This is a genomic window from Isoptericola sp. NPDC057391, from assembly GCF_042668085.1.
Taxonomy (GTDB): Bacteria; Actinomycetota; Actinomycetes; order Actinomycetales; family Cellulomonadaceae; genus Isoptericola.
This window is the reverse complement of record NZ_JBHVBO010000009.1, coordinates 17117-34606: the sequence shown is the minus strand read 5'-3', so window position 1 is coordinate 34606 and position 17490 is coordinate 17117. Positions and strand designations below refer to the sequence as shown.

At 72.9% G+C, this 17490-nt stretch carries 16 protein-coding genes; 6 read left to right on the top strand and 10 right to left on the bottom strand.

What is annotated here, in order from left to right; genetic code table 11:
* Nucleotides 1-588 carry a TetR/AcrR family transcriptional regulator gene (locus ACFUVW_RS02675; protein ID WP_430569802.1) on the bottom strand — a complete coding sequence of 196 codons (588 nt, stop codon included), beginning with the start codon at nucleotides 586-588 and terminating at the stop codon, nucleotides 1-3.
* Between the two features lie 70 nt (nucleotides 589-658).
* On the opposite strand from ACFUVW_RS02675, the gene ACFUVW_RS02670 reads away from it, so the two are divergent.
* Nucleotides 659-1060, top strand: coding sequence for a VOC family protein (locus ACFUVW_RS02670; protein WP_430569801.1), 402 nt, complete (start codon nucleotides 659-661; stop codon nucleotides 1058-1060).
* A gap of 18 nt (nucleotides 1061-1078) precedes the next feature.
* Here ACFUVW_RS02670 and ACFUVW_RS02665 read toward each other — a convergent pair whose 3' ends face one another.
* The 7 genes from ACFUVW_RS02665 to ACFUVW_RS02635 all read right to left on the bottom strand — a co-directional run bounded on the left by ACFUVW_RS02665 (nucleotide 1079) and on the right by ACFUVW_RS02635 (nucleotide 9103).
* Nucleotides 1079-2077 (bottom strand): ABC transporter substrate-binding protein, encoded by a 999-nt coding sequence (locus ACFUVW_RS02665; RefSeq protein WP_430569800.1) that lies wholly within the window; start codon nucleotides 2075-2077, stop codon nucleotides 1079-1081.
* Nucleotides 2078-2136: 59 nt separating this feature from the next.
* Complete coding sequence (locus ACFUVW_RS02660; protein WP_430569799.1) at nucleotides 2137-3138, bottom strand: ABC transporter permease; 1002 nt, start codon at nucleotides 3136-3138, stop codon at nucleotides 2137-2139.
* Nucleotides 3135-4700 carry a sugar ABC transporter ATP-binding protein gene (locus ACFUVW_RS02655; RefSeq protein WP_430569798.1) on the bottom strand — a complete coding sequence of 522 codons (1566 nt, stop codon included), beginning with the start codon at nucleotides 4698-4700 and terminating at the stop codon, nucleotides 3135-3137. Before ACFUVW_RS02655 ends, ACFUVW_RS02660 begins: the two co-directional genes overlap by 4 nt.
* Nucleotides 4701-4789: 89 nt before the next feature.
* Nucleotides 4790-5680 carry a carbohydrate ABC transporter permease gene (locus ACFUVW_RS02650; protein WP_430569797.1) on the bottom strand — a complete coding sequence of 297 codons (891 nt, stop codon included), beginning with the start codon at nucleotides 5678-5680 and terminating at the stop codon, nucleotides 4790-4792.
* Entirely contained in the window at nucleotides 5673-6650 is a 978-nt protein-coding gene (locus ACFUVW_RS02645; protein ID WP_430569796.1) for a carbohydrate ABC transporter permease, read from the bottom strand. Before ACFUVW_RS02645 ends, ACFUVW_RS02650 begins: the two co-directional genes overlap by 8 nt.
* Nucleotides 6647-7999 (bottom strand): ABC transporter substrate-binding protein, encoded by a 1353-nt coding sequence (locus ACFUVW_RS02640; RefSeq protein ID WP_430569795.1) that lies wholly within the window; start codon nucleotides 7997-7999, stop codon nucleotides 6647-6649. The genes ACFUVW_RS02645 and ACFUVW_RS02640 overlap by 4 nt, the downstream gene beginning before the upstream one ends.
* Before the next feature lie 15 nt (nucleotides 8000-8014).
* Entirely contained in the window at nucleotides 8015-9103 is a 1089-nt protein-coding gene (locus ACFUVW_RS02635) for a glycoside hydrolase family 172 protein (RefSeq protein ID WP_430569794.1), read from the bottom strand.
* A gap of 161 nt (nucleotides 9104-9264) precedes the next feature.
* Between ACFUVW_RS02635 and ACFUVW_RS02630 the strand changes: the two genes are divergently transcribed.
* The 5 genes from ACFUVW_RS02630 (at nucleotide 9265) to ACFUVW_RS02610 (ending at nucleotide 14825) form a co-directional block, all read left to right on the top strand.
* Nucleotides 9265-10242, top strand: a complete 978-nt coding sequence (locus ACFUVW_RS02630; protein WP_430569793.1) for a LacI family DNA-binding transcriptional regulator — start codon at nucleotides 9265-9267, stop codon at nucleotides 10240-10242.
* Between the two features lie 67 nt (nucleotides 10243-10309).
* Nucleotides 10310-11875, top strand: a complete 1566-nt coding sequence (locus tag ACFUVW_RS02625; protein ID WP_430569792.1) for an FGGY-family carbohydrate kinase — start codon at nucleotides 10310-10312, stop codon at nucleotides 11873-11875.
* The gene (locus ACFUVW_RS02620) at nucleotides 11872-13515 is read left to right on the top strand and encodes a fucose isomerase (protein WP_430569791.1); all 1644 of its coding nucleotides are present in this window, start codon (nucleotides 11872-11874) and stop codon (nucleotides 13513-13515) included. The genes ACFUVW_RS02625 and ACFUVW_RS02620 overlap by 4 nt, the downstream gene beginning before the upstream one ends.
* Nucleotides 13516-13644: 129 nt before the next feature.
* Nucleotides 13645-14457, top strand: a complete 813-nt coding sequence (locus ACFUVW_RS02615; RefSeq protein ID WP_430569790.1) for an HAD hydrolase family protein — start codon at nucleotides 13645-13647, stop codon at nucleotides 14455-14457.
* A 29-nt stretch (nucleotides 14458-14486) separates the two neighbouring features.
* Nucleotides 14487-14825 (top strand): cupin, encoded by a 339-nt coding sequence (locus tag ACFUVW_RS02610; protein ID WP_430569789.1) that lies wholly within the window; start codon nucleotides 14487-14489, stop codon nucleotides 14823-14825.
* Between the two features lie 3 nt (nucleotides 14826-14828).
* On the opposite strand, the gene ACFUVW_RS02605 is transcribed toward ACFUVW_RS02610, so the two are convergent.
* A complete protein-coding gene (locus ACFUVW_RS02605; protein ID WP_430569788.1) occupies nucleotides 14829-16217 on the bottom strand; it encodes an aldehyde dehydrogenase family protein in 1389 nt (462 codons plus the stop codon).
* The gene (gene doeA, locus ACFUVW_RS02600; RefSeq protein ID WP_430569787.1) at nucleotides 16214-17440 is read right to left on the bottom strand and encodes an ectoine hydrolase; all 1227 of its coding nucleotides are present in this window, start codon (nucleotides 17438-17440) and stop codon (nucleotides 16214-16216) included. Before doeA ends, ACFUVW_RS02605 begins: the two co-directional genes overlap by 4 nt.
* Nucleotides 17441-17490 lie beyond the last annotated feature (50 nt).

Sequence of the window (17490 nt, the reverse complement as noted above, 5' to 3'; positions counted from 1 at the left end):
TCACGCCTCGATCCCGCGCAGCAGGCGGCGCAGCGCCGCCCACGCCTGGTCGAGCGCGCGGTCACGGTCGGGCGAGGCGGCCACCCAGAGGGCCGCCTCGTTCATGGCCCCGGACAGCAGGGCGGACGTGGCGGGCACGTCGGCGGCGCGCACCCGCCCGGCGTCCGCGAGCTCGGCGAGCACCTCGTCCAGCAGCCGCCCCGAGCTGGCGGCGTCGTCCTCGCGCCACCGCGCCCAGCCGAGCACCGCGGGCCCGTCGACGAGGACGACCTGCCGGGCGTCGTCGGCGACGACGGCGGCCAGGAACGCGCGGCAGCCCGCCTCGAGGCTCTCCCACGGGTCGCTCAGCCCGTCGGTCGCGCGCTCGATCTCGGCGCCGACGGCCGCGGTCACGGCAGCGTGCACGGCGGCGAACAGCCCGGCACGGCTGCCGTAGTGGTGGTAGACGGCACCGCGCGTCACGCCGCACGCGGCGGCGACCTCCTCGACCGCCACGGCGGCGTACCCCCGCTCGGCGTACAGCCCGCGCGCGGCGGCGAGGATCGCGGCCGCCGTCGCCTCGCTCTCCGCCCTCGATCTCCTCGGCATGTTGACAGGTTACCGACACTGTGAATGTATAGATACGTACACGCCGTACGTATCGACGCCGGGAGCCCTCGTGATCACCAGCCTCTACCCCGTCCTCGCCGTCTCGGACGTCCCGAGCGCCGCGCGCTTCTACGCCGACCTGCTGGGCATGACGCCGACGTTCTCCTCGGACTGGTACGTCAGCCTGCGCTCCGGCACGGCGGAGCTCGCCGTCGTCGACGCGGACCATGCCACCATCCCCGAGCCCGCCCGCGGCGCCCGCGCGGCGGGCGTCCTCGTCACCGTCGAGGTGGACGACGTCGACGCCGTGCACGCCCGCGCCCTCGCCGCGGGCGGGCACGACGTGCTCCTGCCGCTGCGCGACGAGGAGTTCGGCCAGCGGCACTTCGTCGTCGCCGGGCCCGACGGCGCCCTCGTGGACGTCGTCACGCCGATCGAGCCGTCGGAGGAGTTCGCCGCGCTCTACGCGTGACCAGCCCCCGGAGGCCCGTCACTCGTAGAGGACCTCGGCGATCTCCGGGTCGTCCATCGTGTCCTTGTCGTACCAGAAGAAGCCCGAGTCGATCTCCGGCTCCACCTGCTCCCCGTCGATCGCGGCCACCGCGGCCTTCACCGTCTCGTACCCGATCCCCACCGGGTTCTGGGTGATGGCGCCCGCCATCGTGCCGTCCTTGATCGCGTCGAGCTGCGCCTTGCCGGAGTCGAACCCGATGACGGTGAGGTCGCCCGCCTTGCCGAGCTCCTGGACGGCCTTGACGACGCCGGTGGCCGCGCCCTCGTTGGTGCCGTAGATGCCCACCAGGTCGGGGTTGGCCTGCAGGATCGACTTCGCGGCGTCCGCCGACTTCAGCTGGTCGCCGCCCGCGTACTGCACGTCGACGATCTCGAGGCCCGGCGCCTCGGACTCGATGTAGTCCACGAACCCGCTGACCCGCTGCTGCCCGGTCTGGGACGTCTGGTCGTGGCCGAGCACGGCGATCTTGCCCTCCCCGCCGGTCAGCTCCGCCATGTGCTTGGCCGCCTCGGCCGCCGCCGCCACGTTGTCCGTGGACACGGTGGTGACCGGCACGTCGGACTCCACGCCGGAGTCGAAGGCGATCACCGGGATGCCGCGCGACTGCGCGTCCGTCATGAGCGGGATGGACGCCTCCGAGTCGAGGGCCGCGAAGCCGAGGGCGTCGGGACTCTTGTCCAGGGCGGTCTGCAGCATGGACAGCTGCTTGTCCACCTCGGTCTCCGTCTCCGGGCCCTCGAACGTGACCTCGACGTCCAGCTCGGCCGCGGCGTCGTCGGCGCCCTTCTTCACCGCCTGCCAGAACTGGTGCTGGAAGCCCTTGGAGACGAGCGCGACGTACGGCTTGTCGCCGCCCTCGCCGCCCCCGCCGCCGTCGTCGGAGCTGCACGCCCCGAGCGTGAGGAGCAGCGCGGCCGCCGCCGTCGCGGCGACGTACTGCGGGGCGGACTTGCGGAACCTCGGCTGGGAGAACATCGGGTGGCACTCCTTCGTGACGGTGTCGGCGCGGGGGGTCGGGCGGGTGGGCGCGGCGGTCAGGCGTCCTTGCCCCGCCGCAGGATGTCGGTGAACACGGCCAGCAGGATCACGACGCCCACCGCGACCTTCTGCCACTCCTGCGGGATCGACATGATCCGCAGCCCGTTCGTGAGCGTGCTCATGATGAGCGCCCCGATGACGGTGCCGAGGATGGTGCCCCGGCCGCCGCGGAGCGACGTGCCGCCGATGACGACGGCCGCGATCGCCTCGAGCTCGTAGCCGAGCCCCAGGCCCGGCTGGGCCGAGTTGAGGCGGGAGGCCATGACGACGCCCGCCAGCCCGGTGAACAGCCCCGCCAGCGTGTACACCGCGACCTTCCAGCGGCGCACCGGGATGCCGGAGATCGCGGTGGCCTCCTCGTTCGAGCCGATGGACAGCGCGTACCGGCCCAGCAGCGACTTGCTGAGGAGCGCGCCCGCCACGAGGGCCGCGACGAAGAAGATGAGGACCGCGTTGGGCAGCCCCGGCACGAGCTCGCCAAGGGCGATCTGCGAGAAGCCCGCGACGTCGGAGAAGTAGATCGGCTTGGTGCCGGAGATGATCAGCGACAGGCCCTGGGCCACCATCATCATGGCCAGCGTCGCGATGAACGGCGGGATCCGCAGGAACGACACGTTGAGCCCGTTGACCAGGCCCAGCAGCGCCCCGGTCGCGACGCCGCCCAGCACCCCGACCACGAGCGGCAGCCCGAGGTTGGTGAGGAAGACGCCCGTCATCACGGAGCACAGCGTCATGCCCGTGCCCACCGACAGGTCGATCCCGCCCGTGACGATGACGAACGTGGCGCCGAGCGCCATGATGCCCGTGACGGCGGTGGCGAGCAGGATGCCCTTGACGTTGGCCCATTCGAGGAAGTAGGGGCTCGCGACCGAGAAGAACGCGAAGATCACCACCAGCCCGCCGAAGGCGAGGATCTGCTGCAGCTGCTGGCGGTAGCGGGACCGGAGGCCACCGCGGGTCGCCGCGGGCGCGTCCGGGAAGGTGGTCGCTGTGGTCATCGGGCGTCTCCCGTCGGGGCGAGGGTGTGCGCGGCGCCGAACCGCGTCGCGAGCTCCATGAGGTGGTGCGGGGTGGCGTCCGCGTTGTCGACGACGCCGGTGACGCGACCCTCGCACATGACGACGATCCGCTCCGCGAGGCGCAGCACCTCGGGCAGCTCGGACGAGATCATGACGATGGACTTGCCCTGCGCGGCCAGGTCCTGCAGCAGGGCGTAGATCTCCTCCTTGGCGCCGACGTCGATGCCGCGCGTCGGCTCGTCGACGACCAGCACGTCGCAGTCGCGGGCCAGCCACTTGGCCAGCACGATCTTCTGCTGGTTGCCGCCGGACAGGTTCTTGGCCCGCTGCCGGATCGACGGCGTCTTGATGCCGAGCCGGCCCACCATCCCCGCGGCCGTGCGGCGGGCGGCGCCGTCACGGACGAAGCCGGCCCGTGTCTGGCTCCGCAGCGAGGAGAGCACGACGTTCCACGCCACGTCCTGGTCCAGCAGCAGCCCGTAGCGTTTGCGGTCCTCCGAGAGGTAGCCGATGCCGTGCCGGACGGCGTCCGCGGGGTTGCGGATCGTCACCGGCCGGCCGCGGACCTCGACGGTGCCCGTGCTCGGGTCCGCGCCCACCACGGCCCGCGCCACCTCGGTGCGCCCGGCACCCATCAGTCCGGCGAAGCCGAGGATCTCCCCCTCGTGCAGCTCGAACGACACGTCGCGCAGCAGCTTCTTGGTGGTCAGACCTTCGACCCGCAGCACGACCGGTCGGCCCGCCGGCGCGGGCGCCGGCCGGACGTCGGTCACGATCTGCCGGCCGACCATCCGGGCGATGACGTCGCGCGTGCTCGTGGCGGGCGTGTCGAGGGTGTCGATGTACCGCCCGTCGCGGAGTACGGTGATCCGGTCGGAGATCTCCTTGATCTCCTCCATGCGGTGCGAGATGTAGACGACGCCGGTGCGCGGCGAGACGAAGTCGCGCACCAGGCGGAACAGCGCCTGCACCTCGGCGTCGTTCAGGGCGGCGGTGGGCTCGTCCATGATGAGCACCCGCGTGTCGAACGAGAGCGCCTTGGCGATCTCGACCATCTGCTGCTCGGCCACGCTGAGCCCGGACACCCGCCGGCGCGGGTCGAGCGGGATGCCCAGGCGCTCCAGCAGCCCGGCCGCGCGCCGCACCAGCGCGCGGTCGTCGACGAAGCCGGCACGCCGCGGCTCCCGGCCCGCGAAGACGTTCTGCGCGACGGTGAGGTCGGGCATGAGGTGGAACTCCTGGTGGATCGTGCTGATCCCCAGCTCGTTGGCCGCGCGCGGGCCGCTCGGCGCGTACGGCTCCCCCTCGACCTCGAGGCTGCCGGCGTCGGCGGTCTCCAGGCCGGACAGGATCTTCATGAGGGTCGACTTGCCGGCCCCGTTCTCGCCGACGAGCGCCAGCACCTCGCCGTGCCGCAGCTCGAGGTGCACGTCCTCCAGCGCGCGGACGCCGGGGAAGCTCTTGCTGACGCCCGTGGCGCGCAGGAGCGGGGTCGCCTCGCGGCCCCGGTCGTCGCCCGGACGGTGCGGTGTCGTGCTCACGCGGAAGCCCCTTTGCCTCACGATGTGACCGGACCATGTCTAGCGCAAAGATCGGATGATTGCCTACCCCTGGGCCGGGCGCGTCCGGATCACTTGAAGCCCGCGTTCTTGATCGACTCCACGATCTGCCGCTGGAAGAAGAAGAAGATCAGCAGCGTGGGCAGTGCCGCGACGGTGGCCGCCGCGAGCACGTAGTTCCAGTCCCCCGCGTACTGCTGCTGGAACGTGGCGATGCCCAGCTGCACCACCCGCAGGTCCGGGTCGGAGGTGATCGTCAACGGCCACACGAACGAGTTCCAGTTCGCGAGGAAGAAGAACACGGCGAGCGCCGACAGGATCGGCTTCGACAGGGGAAGGATCACGCTGCGGTAGATCCGCCAGTAGCTCGCGCCGTCGACCAGCGCCGCCTCCTCCAGCTCGGCGGGCAGCGACACGTAGAACTGACGCAGCAGGAAGATGCCGAAGGCGTTGAAGATCGCCGGCACGATGAGCCCCGCGTAGCTGTCGACGAGGCCCAGGGTGCGCACCACGACGAACGTCGGGATGAGGATCACGGGCAGGCTGACGAGCAGGGTCGAGAAGATCAGCAGGAAGATCGTGTCCCGGCCCCTGAACTTCAGGCGCGCCAGCGCGTACGCCGCCATCGAGTGGAACCACAGGGCCAACACGGTCACCGTGGCCGACACGACGAGGCTGTTGAGCATGTACCGCAGGAACGGCACCTGGGTGAACACGTACCGGTAGTTCTCGAGCGTCGGGTCGGCGGGCAGCAACGCGGCGCTGTTCACCTCGGCGGCGGTCTTGAACGAGCCGGCGACCATCCACAGGAGCGGGAAGACGGTGAGCAGGCCCAGCACGACGCCCAGCACCATGAGCGCCACGCGGGGTCGCGTCCACCGGCTGTCCTGGCCGCGACGGCGCACCGTCCGGCCGTCCCCGGCGTCCTCCCGCGGCGGGGCGGGTGTCAGGGTCTCAGTCATTGTCGAACCGACCTCCTCGGGTCACCGCGAACATCAGGGCCGACCACGCGAGCATCACGAGCACCAGCACGGACCCGATCGCGGCGGCGTAGCCCAGCTCGCCGAACAGGAAGGCCTGCTCGTAGACGTAGAAGATGAGCAGCGTCGTCGCGCCCGCCGGGCCGCCCCCGGTGAGCACGAACACGAGGTCCAGCCCGCCGGTGATGACGCTGACGGTCGCCGTGACGACCACGAAGAAGCTGGTGGGGCGCAGCAGCGGCAGCGTGATGGTGCGGAACCGCTGCCAGGCGTTCGCCCCGTCGATCCGCGCGGCCTCGTAGTACTCCCCGGGGATGTCCTGCAGCCCGGCGAGGAAGATCACCATGTAGTAGCCCATCTGGAACCAGACGGTGATGACGACGACGGTCCCGAGCGCCAGGCTGGGCTCGCCGAGGAAGGCGACGTCGTCGACCCCGACGGCGCTCAGCAACCGGCTGACCACGCCCGTGCGCTCCGAGAGCATGAACTCCCACACCATCGCCACCACGACGAGGCTGATGACGTACGGCACGAACAGGGCGCTGCGGATGGCGCCGACGAACGGGATCCTCTGCTGCACCAGCAGGGCCAGGGCGAGCCCGACGACGAAGATGGCCGGCACCACGCCCACGAGGTACAGCAGCGTGATCCGCACGCTGCTCCAGAACTGCGGGTCGCCGGCCATGCGGACGTAGTTGCCGAGGCCGATGAACTGGAACGACCCGAAGCCGTCGATGCGGAAGAACCCGAGCACGACGGCGAGGACCATCGGCACGGCGACGAAGACGAACAGGCCGAGCGAGTCCGGCAGCAGGAACCAGAACGCGGCGCGGCGCTGGCGGCGCTCCTGGGCGGCCCTGCCGGTGGCACCGCCCCGGCCGCGAGCGCCCGTCGCGCTCGCCCCGGCGCCGACGCGGGCCCGGCCGGCCGTGCGTGAGACCACGGTGCTCATACCAGCGTCCCTCCCTCGTACGTCTCCAGATAGCTCTCGATCGCCGCCTGCGCGGTCTGCGCCTCCGCGAGCGGGTCGGCCCCGCCGAGCATCGCGTTCTGGATGGCGTTGGAGACGGCCTTGTAGATGACCGGCGGGTAGCGCGGCTCGCCGCGCCCGGTCGGCAGGATCTCGTCGCGGAACTGCTGCAGCACGGGGTTCTCGAAGGCCCCCGAGTTGCCGATGGCCTCCGTGACGGAGCGCCGCGCGGGGACGTTGCCCTTGGCCACGCCGTTCCACTGCACGGCGGTGTCGACCGACTCCTTCGACATCGACCCCATCACCTCGACGGTGAACCGGGCGGCGGACTCGGGGTCGCGGCCGCGGCTGTTCACCACCCAGGCCCAGCCGCCGAGGGCCGTGACGGACTCGCCGCCCGCCGGCGCCGGCAGCCGGAAGATGCCGTACGGGTGGTCGGGCGCGTTCTGGCGCATGGCCTCGACCTGCCAGACGCCGGTCTGCCACATCGCGGCGTACCCGTTGGTGAACGCGCCGACGAGGTCGCCGCCCGCGGGCAGCGTGCGTGCCGCGGCACCCGTGCGGACGGCGTCGCCGAACAACGAGAGGGCCTGGACGCCCGCCTCGGAGTCGAACACCGGCCGCTGCGTGCGCGGGTCGACGACGTCCCCGCCGCCCTGCCAGACCCACGGGTAGAACGTGAAGTTCTGGTAGTAGCTCGGCGTGGTGTCGAGGACGAGCCCCGTGCGCTGGCCGCCCGTGAGCCGCCGGCCCAGCTCGAGCATCTCCTCCCACGTCGTGGGCAGGTCGCCCTCGGCGAGGCCGGCCTCCTCGAACGCGGGCACGTCGTAGAAGATCGCCAGCGGCTCCTGCTCCATGGGCAGCCCGTACACCTTGCCGTCGACGGTCCGGGTCGCGAGGGCGTCCGGGTAGAAGTCGTCGATGGCCTCCTGGGTGAGGTACGGCGTGAGGTCGGTGAGGACGCCGCCGTTGTAGTAGCGCAGGAAGTCGCCCGGGGAGATGAGGAAGACGTCGGGCCCGTCTCCGGAGGCGAAGGCGGTGGTCAGGCGGGTGTTCGTCGGGTCGGTGTAGGCGGGGATGTAGACCATGTCCACCGGACGCTCGCCCGCCTCGGCCCAGCGCCGCGTCGCGTCGAGGAACCAGTCGCTCTGCGCGACCAGGTTGGGGTCCTGCTGCGGCGCGGGCGCGTACTGCTGCCAGAACTGCAACGGCCCCGGGCGGCCCCCGGCCGTCGGTGCGCAGCCCGCCGTCGCCCACGCGGCGGCGAGGGTGCCCGCACCGGCGGCGCCGAGCCGCAGCAGGTCCCGGCGGCTGATCTGTCGGCTGGTCATCGGAGGACCTCCCGGTCAGAGCACCTCGAGGGCGTCGGCGTCCGGGGCCTCCGGGCGCCGCGCGGTCGGGCGGTCGAGGTAGAAGAACGCGGTGGACGCGATGTCGTCGTGCAGGGGCAGGTACCGGTGGCCGGAGCGCCAGCCCAGCGCCTGGATGTCGACGGTGAGGTCGGTGGCGAAGTGGATCGGGTCGGGCACGTGCCAGCGATACATGCCGAACCGCTGCTGCGACCGGTACAGGCCGTCGGGCCGCAGCACCTGGTGCAGGCCCAGGTACGGGGTGGTGAACGCCGTGTAGCCCTGCCCCGGCACGTCGAAGTTCCAGGCGCCGCCGAAGTAGTCCTCCGTGCCGGTGCCGCAGACGGTCGGGAACCCGCCGCGCCCGTCCGGTCCCTCGTCGAGGTCGCCGTCCAGGTAGAACTTGATCTCCCCCTCGCCCCACCACCCGGAGCTGTTCACGCCCCAGGCCACGTAGGTGCCGACGTAGTGGCCCCGGCCCTCGACCCCGCTGAGGATCGGGTGGGTCGTGCGGTCGGGCAGCGGGTTGCTGCGGCGCCACTGCGCGTGCAGGTAGGCGGCGCCCTCCTCGGCGGCCTCCTCCCCCACCTCGTAGGTCACCTGGTAGTAGACGACGGCGGGCTCACTGCCGAGGTTCTCGATCGTCAGGTGCGCGGAGTCGCGGAACGGCATCGGCCAGTAGCTGTTGAACCCGCCGTGCGGGTTGACGGCCACGACCTGGGAGCTGAGCTGCGCGAACTCGCCCCAGCCCTGACCGAAGAAGTCGCCCACGGGGACCTCGACGGCGGGCTCGGCCGCGCCGTCCCAGAACGCCCGCAGCAGCAGCGAGCGCCAGTGGTCGGTGTGGGTGGTGAGCCAGACGTGCGTGATGCGGCCCGGCCCGTCGATCCGCGCGACGTCGAACGTCTCGCCGGGGGCGATCTCGACGCTGGGCGAGATCTTCCACCCCTGCCCGAGGTCGCGGGCGGGACCGGCGCCGGTGCCCTCGGTGGCCCGGCCGCCGCCTCCCTTCGCGCCGGTGAAGTTCTCGGGGCTGATGGAACGGGTGGCGACGGGCCGCAGCGCAGCGAGGTCGCGTCGGAACATGTCCGGTCTCCTTCGACAGGGACGACGATCAGATGCTGTAATCGATTTCACGGGATCGTAGGAGCGGGGCCCGGAGGGTGTCAACCACCCACGCGCCACCGCCCCGACCACGAACTCGAGCGGGGCTGCCATAGGGTGACCCCACGTCTGGGGAGGGCGCGATGACGAGGATCAAGGACGTGGCGGCGCTCGCCGGCGTGTCGACAGCGACCGTGTCGCGGGTGCTCAACGGCATGACGGTGAGCCCGGACCTCGCCGCGGCCGTGCAGCGGGCGGTGGACGAGCTGGGCTACACGCCCGACCGGACGGCGCGTTCGCTGCGCCGCCGGCACTCCGAGCTGATCGCGCTGGTGGTGCCGGACATCGAGAACCCGTTCTTCACCTCGCTCGCCCGCGGCGTCGAGGACGTCGCGCGCGAGGCCGGGCTCTCGGTCGTGCTGTGCAACACGGACGAGGAGGTCGACGCCCAGGAGCACTACCTGCGCATCGCGGCCGACGAGAACATGGCGGGGGTCGTCGTGGCGCCGGCGGGGCCGTCGCCCTGGCTCGCTCGCCTCGCGCAGCGCGACCGCGCGGTCGTGGTCGTGGACCGCCCGGTGCCCGACGACGTCGACCAGGTGGTCTTCGACAACGTCGACCTCGGCCGCCGCGCCGCTCGAGCCCTCGTCGAGCAGGGCCACCGCCGGATCGCCTGCGTCACCGGGCCGCGCGCCACGCCCACCGCGGTCGACCGCGCCCAGGGCTGGCGCGAGGCCCTCGAGGAGGCCGGGCTCCCCGTCCCCGACGACCTCCTGGTGCACGCCAGCTTCCGCGTCGACGGCGGCGAGAGCGCCACCCGCCGCCTGCTCGACCTCGCCGAGCCGCCCGACGCGGTGCTCGCCACCAACAACCTCGTCGGCGTCGGCGTGCTCCGCGTCCTGTCGGCCACGCACCACCGCGAGGTGGGGCTCGGCATCATCGGCGACCTGCCGTTCGTGACGTCCCGCGTGGACAGCACCGTGCTGCTGCAGCTGCGGCCGCGCGAGATGGGGCTCACCGCCGCGCGCATGCTCGTGGCGCGCATCCGCGGCGAGTCCGGTCCGGCCCGCCGGGTGGTCCAGCCGACGCGCCCCGTGCGCCTCGGCAGCCCCGCGCTCTGACCTGTCCGCCACGAGACCTCGTGCCCGCTCATTGCGCCTGTAATCGATTTCTGCCACAGTGGCGGCCATGCCCTCGTCGTCCGCCCCGTCCGCCTCGCCGGCCGCGCCCGTCCGCGGCTTCCTCGGCGTCGACGTGGGCACCTCGAGCACCAAGGGTGTGCTCGTCGGGCCGGACGGGGCGATCCTGCGCACCGCGGCGCGCACGCACGACGTCGCGCGCCCGTCGCCCGGCCACGTCGAGATGGACGCGGAGATCTGGTGGGCCGAGCTCCGGTCCCTCGCCGAGGAGCTGACCGCCGACCTCGCGCCCGGGGCCGCCCGCGGGGCCGACGTCCCCGCCGACCTCGAGGTCGCCGCCGTCGGCGTCTCGGGCATGGGGCCGTGCGTGCTCCTCACCGACGAGGAGGGCACCCCGCTGCGGCCGGCGATCCTGTACGGCGTCGACACCCGGGCCGGCGAGCAGGTCGCACGGCTCGACGCGGAGCTCGGGCGGGAGGCGATCCTCGACGCCTGCGGCTCCGCGCTGTCCTCGCAGGCGGCCGGGCCGAAGATCGCCTGGGTGCGGGAGCGCGAGCCCGACGTCTACGCCCGGTCCCGGCGGCTGCTCATGCCCGCCTCGTTCCTCGCGCTCCGCCTCACCGGCGAGTACGTTCTCGACCACCACTCCGCGTCCCAGTGCACCCCGCTGTACGACCCGGCCGGCCTGCGCTGGCACCCGGAGTGGGCCGCGCTCGTCGCGCCCGGGCTCGAGCTGCCGCCGCTGCGCTGGCCCGGGGACGCCGCGGGGGTGACCCGCGAGCCGCTCGCCGGGGTGCCCGCCGGCACTCCCGTCACGACGGGGACCATCGACGCCTGGTCGGAGGCCGTGAGCGTGGACGCCCAGCACGTGGGCGACCTCATGCTGATGTACGGGACCACGATGTTCCTCGTCGCCACGGTCCCCGAGCCGCTGCGCAGCCCCACCCTGTGGGGCACCGTCGGCGCCTACCCCGGCACGCACAGCCTCGCCGGCGGGATGGCGACCTCCGGGGCGATCACCTCCTGGCTGCGCGACCTCACCGGCGCCGACTACCCCGACCTCCTGGCGGAGGCGGAGGCCTCCGGCCCGGGGGCCGGCGGCCTGCTCGTGCTGCCGTACTTCGCCGGCGAGCGGACCCCCGTCCAGGACCCGGACGCCCGCGGCGCGGTCCTCGGCCTCACGCTCACGCACACCCGCGGCGACCTGTACCGCGCGGCGCTCGAGGCCACGGCCTACGGTGTCCGCCACAACGTCGAGACCATGCGCGACGCCGGGGCGACGATCGACCGGGTCGTCGCCGTCGGCGGCGGCACCCAGGGCGACCTGTGGACCCGGATCGTCTCCGACGTCACCGGCCTGCCGCAGATGATCCCGGCCCGCACCGTGGGCGCGGCGTACGGCGCCGCCGCCCTCGCCGCCGGGCTCGTCAGCCCCGACGGGCGGCCCGTCGACGTCGCCGCCTGGAACCCGCCCGTCGTCGTCAGGGAGCCCGACCCGGACCTCCGCGCGTTCTACGACGAGCGCTACCGCCTCTACCGCGACCTCTACCCGGCGACCCGCGACGTCGCGCACGCCCTGGCCCACCACCGACGCCCCGAAGGAGCAGCATCGTGACCACGTACGACCTTCCGACCCTCCCCGAGCCGCGCGTCGCGCCGCCGCAGACCGTCTACCTCGTCGCGTCGGGCGACCTGCGCGAGTCGGCCAACGTCGCCGGCTGGCCCACCCAGGTCGGGCTCGAGCGCCTCCTCACCGACGCCTTCGCCGCCCACGGCTGGAAGGTGGCGCGCGCCCACGACGTCGACCCCGCCACCGGGCACGGGTTCATCAGCAGCCAGCGCATGGGGCTCGAGGTCTTCCGCGACGTCCCGCCGGACGCCCCGCTCGTGGTGGCCGAGGCCGTGTGGCAGTACAGCCACCACGTGCTCGCGGGGCTGCGCACGCACCGCGGCCCGATCCTCACCGCCGCGAACTTCGCCGCCGACTGGCCGGGCCTGGTCGGGCTGCTCGGACTCAACGCGGGCCTGACCAAGATGGGCCGGGAGTACTCGAGCGTGTGGACCGTCGACGGCACCGACGACTGGTTCCGCGCCGCGATCGGCGAGTGGCTGGCCACCGGCACGATCACGCAGGACGCCTCCCACGTGCGGCCGCTTCCCGAGCTCCCCGCCTCGGCGGAGACCGAGCTCGGCCGGGCGCTCGGCGCCCAGCTCCTGCGCGACAAGGCGATCGTCGGCGTCTTCGACGAGGGCTGCATGGGCATGTACAACGCGATCTTCGACGACGAGCTCCTCAACGGGATCGGCATCTACAAGGAGCGGCTCTCGCAGTCCGCCCTGTGGGCCGAGATGCAGCGGGTCAGCGACGCCGACGCCGACGAGGTGCACGCGTGGCTCACCGACGCGGGCATGACGTTCCGCCTCGGCTCCGACGAGGCCACCGAGCTCACCCGCGCGCAGCTGCAGTGGCAGTACAAGATGTACATCGCCGCGCTCCGGATCGCCGACGACTTCGGGCTCGACGCCGCCGGCATCCAGTACCAGCAGGGGCTCAAGGACGTCTGCCCCGCCTCCGACCTCGCGGAGGGGCTGCTCAACAACGTGCAGCGCCCGCCCGCCCGGTCGCGCGACGGCGAGCGCGTGCTGTGGGACGGGCAGGCCTTCCCGCACTTCAACGAGGCGGACGAGGGCGTCGCCGTCGACGCGCTGGTGACGAACCGGCTCTGGCGCGCGATGGGCCTCGACCCCGCCACGACCCTGCACGACGTGCGCTGGGGCGAGGACTACGACGGGCAGTTCGTCTGGGTCTTCGAGATCTCCGGCTCCGTGCCCGCCTCGCACCTGGAGGGCGGCTACGCGGGCGCCGAGGGCTGGCGCCAGGACCCGGTGTTCTTCCCCGCCGGCGGCTCGACCATCAACGGCGTGTCCCGGCCCGGCGAGATCGTGTGGTCGCGCGTGTACATCGCGGACGGGCGCCTCCAGGTGGACCTCGGCCGCGGCTCCGCGGTCCGGCTCCCGGAGGAGGAGACCCGGCGGCGCAAGGAGGCCACCAACCCGGAGTGGCCGATCATGCACGCCGTCCTGCACGGCGTGACGCGCGACCAGTTCATGGCCCGGCACAAGGCGAACCACCTCAACGTCGCGTACGCGCCCGACGCCGCGACCGCGGACCGCGCGCTCGAGGCGAAGGCGGCGTTCTTTGACGCCCTCGGGCTGCCCGTGCACCTGTGCGGGGAGACGTCGCTGACCCGGTGACGGCGCGCCGCGTCCCCGCCGGGGCTCGGCACGGGGCGGGGACGCGGCCGGTTAGGCTCGACGGTGCCCACGACGCCGAAGAGCTGGAGGACTGCGCCCGTGTCGGGTTCGAGGAGTGACGGGGCGCGTGTGGCGTTCCTGGACGTGGACGGCACCTACGCGGACCACGGCACGGTGCCGCCCGCGCACGAGGAGGCCGTCCGCGCCGCCCGGCGCGCCGGTCACCGGGTGCTGCTGTGCACGGGCCGCCCGGAGTCGATGCTGCCACCGTCGCTGCTGGCGGCGGGCTTCGACGGCGTGGTGGCGACGGCGGGCGCGTTCGTCCGGCTCGACGGCGAGGTCGTGGCCGACCTCCGCTTCCCCGACGACCTCGCGACCCGCGTGCGGCACGTCCTCGACGCCCACGACGTCGCATACCTCCTGGAGGCGCCGGAGGCGGTCTACGGCCCCGTGGGCCTGGACGCGCGCCTCGAGCACCGTGGCGACGCGGCGCCCCGCGAGATCCTCGACGTGCTCCGGATGCCGGGCGACCTCGCGGACGTCCGCTACGCGAAGATCAGCTACTTCGACTCCCCCGTCCCCATCGCGGCGCTGCGCGCGGAGCTCGGCCCGGAGGTCGGCATCCTCCCCTCGTCCTACGCGGACACGGGCGACAACGCCGGCGAGATCCACCTGGCCGGGGTGCACAAGGCCGTCGGGATGGCGGCCGTGATGGAGCACCTGGGGCTCACCGCCGCGCAGGCGGTCGGCGTCGGCGACGGGTACAACGACGTCGAGATGCTCCAGTACGCGGGCTCGGCCGTCGCGGTCGAGGGCGCACCGCCCGCGGTCCTCGCCGAGGCGGACCTGGTCGTGCCCGGCCCCGCGCGCGGCGGCGTCGCCGAGGCGTTCGCCCGGCTGGGGATGATCGACGGCGATAGCATCCCGACCGACGGGTACTGACGCCCGCACCGCCGACGGACGGAGCCCCCATGGCCAACCTGGACGCCCGCACCATCCACCAGCTCGAGAAGGCCCGTGCGGCCGAGAACGGGCGCAGCGCCGAGATCGTGGTGCACGACGGCCCGCTGCGGCAGACGGTGATCGCCCTGGTCGCCGGCGTCGAGCTGGGCGAGCACAACTCCCCGCCCGCCGCCTCCATCCTCGTGCTGCACGGGCGGGTGCGCGTCACCGCGCTCGAGGGAGACGAGGAGGTGGGCGCCGGGCAGCTGCGCGTCCTGACGCACGAGCGGCACGCCGTCCTCGCGCTCGAGGACTCGGTGTTCCTGCTCACCACGGTGACGAGCATCCCCAGGCCCGAGGAGCCCTGACCCTCAGCCCCGGCGCGGGCCCACCCACACCTGCTGCACGTTGACGAACTCCTTGATGCCGTGCGGGCCGAGCTCGCGCCCGTAGCCGGAGCGCTTCACCCCGCCGCTGGGCAGCCGGGGGTCGGTCTTGACGATGCCGTTCACCGAGACCTGCCCGGCCGCGATGCGGCGGGCCATCGCCTCGCCGCGCTCCGGCGTCGTCCAGACGCTCGCCGCCAGGCCGTACTCGGTGCGGTTCGCCGTCTCGAGCGCCTCGTCGGCGTCGGCCGCCCGCAGCACCGCCATGACCGGCCCGAACGTCTCCTCGCACGCGGCGGTCATGTCGTCGGTGACGCCGTCGAGCAGGGTGGGCGGGTAGAAGTACCCGGGCCCGTCGGGCAGCTCGCCGCCGAGCAGGAGGCGCGCCCCCGCCCGCGCCGTCTGCGTGACCTGGCGGTGCAGGTTCTCGCGCAGGTCGGCGCGGGCGATCGGGCCGACCTGCGTGGCGGGGTCGCGCGGGTCGCCGACCTTGAGCGCGGCGAGCCGGTCCCGGAGCCGGTCGACCAGGGCGTCGTGCACGGCGTCCTCGACGACGATCCGCTTCGCGGCGATGCACGACTGGCCGGCGTTGATGATGCGCGACAGGGCGATGGTGTCGGCGGCGGCGTCCAGGTCGGCGTCGGCCAGCACCACGCAGGGGTCGGAGCCGCCCAGCTCCAGCACGGCGGGCTTGATCTCGGCGGCGGCGACGCTCGCCACGGCCGCGCCGCCGCGCGACGACCCGGTGAACGACACCGCCTGGATGCGCCGGTCCCGGATGACGGCGGCGACGTCCTCGGTCGCCAGCGGCAGGTTCCGGAACGCGCCGGCCGGCGCGCCCGACGCCGACAGGGCCCGCGCGAAGACGTCGCCGATCGCCTCCGCGCAGCCGGGCACGTGCGGGTCGTGCTTGAGCACGCCGGTGTTGCCCGCCATGAGCGCCGGCGCCGCGAAGCGCAGGGCCAGCCAGAAGGGCGCGTTCCACGGCAGGACGCCGAGCACCGTGCCGAGCGGCAGGTGCTGCACGTAGCTGCGCGTGGCGTCCGAGGCGATCTCCTCCGTCGCCAGGTACGCCGCGGCGTGCTCGGCGTAGTGCTCCGCGCACCAGGCCGCCTTCTCGACCTCCCCGAGCGCCTCGGTGTTCGGCTTGCCCATCTCCTGCGTCATGAGGGGTGCCAGCTCGTCGGCGCGGGCGCGCAGGTCGGCCGCCACCGCGTGCAGCACCGCGGCACGCCCGTCGAGCCCGAGGTCTCGCCACGGCGCGCGCGCCGCCTCGACGGCCGCCAGCGTCGCGTCCACCTCGCCCGGCGTCGCTGCCGGGACCTCGCGGACCACCTCGCCCGTGCTGGGGTCCGTCGCGATGAGCATCGTCATGCGGTCTCCTCGATCGTGTCCTCGACGAGCGTCAGGGCCTCGGGCTCCGCAGCGGCGTGCCCGGGCTTACAGGTGAAGTCCTCGTCCAGGGTGAAGAACGACTCGCAGCCGTCGGTGGTCACCCGGACCGTGTCGGAGATGCCGACGGTCTTGTCGCCGTCGACCCCCCACATCCACGGGATGATGTGGAACGTCATCCCCTCGCGCAGCACGCGCGGGTCGCCCTGGTTGAGGCTGACGATGTAGCCCTCGTCCCAGCTGGGCGGGAAGGCGATCCCGATGGAGTACCCCGAGCGGGTCACCAGCCGCGCCCCCACGCCGTTGTCCGAGATGATGTTCCGCACGATGGTGTCCGCGTCGGACACGGTGAGCCCGGGCCGGATGGCCTTCTTGACCTCCGCGAGCGCCAGCTTCATCCGCTCCTGGGCCACCAGCATGCTGCGCGACAGGTCGTCGAGCACCACGGTGCGCATCATCGCCGTGTGGTAGCGCCGGAAGCAGCCGCCCACCTCGAGGAAGACGTGCTCCCCCGGCTGCACGGTGCGGCCCTCCCAGGTCGCGTGGCCGATCATGCTCCGCGGCCCCGAGGTGACGTACGGCATCACCGCCGGGAACTCGCCGCCGGAGCGGAACATCGCCGACGCGATCTCGGCGGCGACGTCGTTCTCGGTCACGCCGGCGGCGACCGCCTCGATGCCCGCGGCCATCCCGACCTCCGTGGCGCGCGCGGCCCGCCGCATGACGGCGATCTCGGCGTCCGACTTGATCACCCGCCCCTCCTCCACGATGCCGAAGCAGTCGAGCAGGCGGCCGTCCTTGAACGAGTTGTGGATGTAGTCCTGGTGGTAGGCCGGGAAGTAGTAGCTGTTGCGCTCGTACCCGACGTCCTTCGTGTCGAGCCCGAACTCGCGCAGGGACTGCACGAGGCTCTGGATCGCGTCGCCGGTGTCCGGGTACGGCCGGGTCAGCTCCACCCAGGTGCGCGCGTGGACGTTCGACTCCTCCATGGCGCGCGTGATCATGAACGGCTCGTCCTCGAGCGGCACGACCAGCGCCTGGAAGAAGGAGTACCCCGTGGTCTGGTAGTCCGTGAGGTACATGAGGTTCTCGGGGTCCGTGATGACCACCGCGTCCAGCATCCGCTCCGCCATGCGGCGGCGCAGGTCTCCGAGGCGTCTCGCGTACTCCTCGAACGGGAACGTCATGTCGTCGCGCTGCCGCATGCCGGCCTCCTTCAGGTATCACGGACTGCACCGCGTCCCCGGCGGGGTTG

Excerpts from the sequence above, each read along its gene's own strand:
- ACFUVW_RS02650 (WP_430569797.1), bottom strand. The coding sequence starts at position 5,680 with ATGACTGAGACCCTGACACCCGCCCCGCCGCGGGAGGACGCCGGGGAC.
- ACFUVW_RS02645 (WP_430569796.1), bottom strand. The coding sequence starts at position 6,650 with ATGAGCACCGTGGTCTCACGCACGGCCGGCCGGGCCCGCGTCGGCGCC.
- ACFUVW_RS02660 (WP_430569799.1), bottom strand. The coding sequence starts at position 3,138 with ATGACCACAGCGACCACCTTCCCGGACGCGCCCGCGGCGACCCGCGGT.
- ACFUVW_RS02635 (WP_430569794.1), bottom strand. The coding sequence starts at position 9,103 with ATGTTCCGACGCGACCTCGCTGCGCTGCGGCCCGTCGCCACCCGTTCC.
- ACFUVW_RS02630 (WP_430569793.1), top strand. The coding sequence starts at position 9,265 with ATGACGAGGATCAAGGACGTGGCGGCGCTCGCCGGCGTGTCGACAGCG.
- ACFUVW_RS02625 (WP_430569792.1), top strand. The coding sequence starts at position 10,310 with ATGCCCTCGTCGTCCGCCCCGTCCGCCTCGCCGGCCGCGCCCGTCCGC.
- ACFUVW_RS02640 (WP_430569795.1), bottom strand. The coding sequence starts at position 7,999 with ATGACCAGCCGACAGATCAGCCGCCGGGACCTGCTGCGGCTCGGCGCC.
- ACFUVW_RS02665 (WP_430569800.1), bottom strand. The coding sequence starts at position 2,077 with ATGTTCTCCCAGCCGAGGTTCCGCAAGTCCGCCCCGCAGTACGTCGCC.
- doeA (WP_430569787.1), bottom strand. The coding sequence starts at position 17,440 with ATGCGGCAGCGCGACGACATGACGTTCCCGTTCGAGGAGTACGCGAGA.
- ACFUVW_RS02605 (WP_430569788.1), bottom strand. The coding sequence starts at position 16,217 with ATGACGATGCTCATCGCGACGGACCCCAGCACGGGCGAGGTGGTCCGC.
- ACFUVW_RS02675 (WP_430569802.1), bottom strand. The coding sequence starts at position 588 with ATGCCGAGGAGATCGAGGGCGGAGAGCGAGGCGACGGCGGCCGCGATC.
- ACFUVW_RS02610 (WP_430569789.1), top strand. The coding sequence starts at position 14,487 with ATGGCCAACCTGGACGCCCGCACCATCCACCAGCTCGAGAAGGCCCGT.